1 protein-coding gene is annotated in these 890 nt (G+C 42.6%); it reads right to left on the bottom strand.

Annotated features, from left to right (window positions below):
- Positions 1 to 890: FecR family protein (locus ACNOHI_RS24625; protein ID WP_420477365.1), on the bottom strand; the 890-nt coding region annotated here is incomplete at both ends.

The following is an 890-nucleotide window of genomic DNA, read 5'->3' on the forward strand; positions in this document are numbered from 1 at the left end:
TTTACAATGAAGAGTAGCCGAGATAATAACCAGGGCACTGTCGATTGTCTGATAATGCAGATTTGCAGTAAACTTTCTGTTCTTCAACCTGCCGCCTTTTAGTATCAGCGACGTGTGATAGGTTTTTTCGAGCTGATCAATAACATAAGGAAGAGGAGAATTTATAAATACAAGCTTCTTATCGGTCCAGGCTTTGTAGTTTGCATTAACATTGGGTGTATCGGCTAGCTTCTTTTCCTTTGCCAGATAACGTCCCTGCATTCCGGCGTTTAGAACTACTTTCCCTTCCTCCTTCTGTTTCACGAATTCAACCGTACCAGATTGAACTACAATATTTACATCATCGCCAGACCTGCTTACATTGAATGCGGTGCCAAGATCTATCGCTTTCACATCACCCAGGTTGAGACTGAACACGTTCGCAGGGTCATGTTTAACATTAAAAAACGCCTCTCCCTTTAAAAGGCTGATACTTCTGTCTTTACTAAATTCTTCGGGGCTGTATTCAACTGTAGTATTATGATTAAGGTCCATAATGGTTCCATCGGGCAAAACCATTTTTTTCTGCTGGTTAACAGACGTGGAAACAGTAATGATTCCGCTGTCGGTACTGTAAAGGTAATAGCAGACGCAAAGAAGAACACATGCGGCAGCAGTGACCGACCATTTGAGAATTGAAGACCTGATAATTAACTTAGAATTGAGCCTCTGCCACGACCTGTCGACGTCTGCTTTCCGGCGGACAGATAACAGATCCGCCATCTGGTCAATTTGACAAAACTCCTGGTAGATATTCTCCCTTGCCGGGGAGGAACTCCTCCACTTTTCCAGTTTTAGTTTGTCTGAGGAACTAATAACACCCTCCAGATCATCAATAATTAAGGTATACA

Source organism: Noviherbaspirillum sp. ST9, from assembly GCF_048799745.1.
Classification (GTDB): Bacteria; Pseudomonadota; Gammaproteobacteria; order Burkholderiales; family Burkholderiaceae_D; genus Noviherbaspirillum.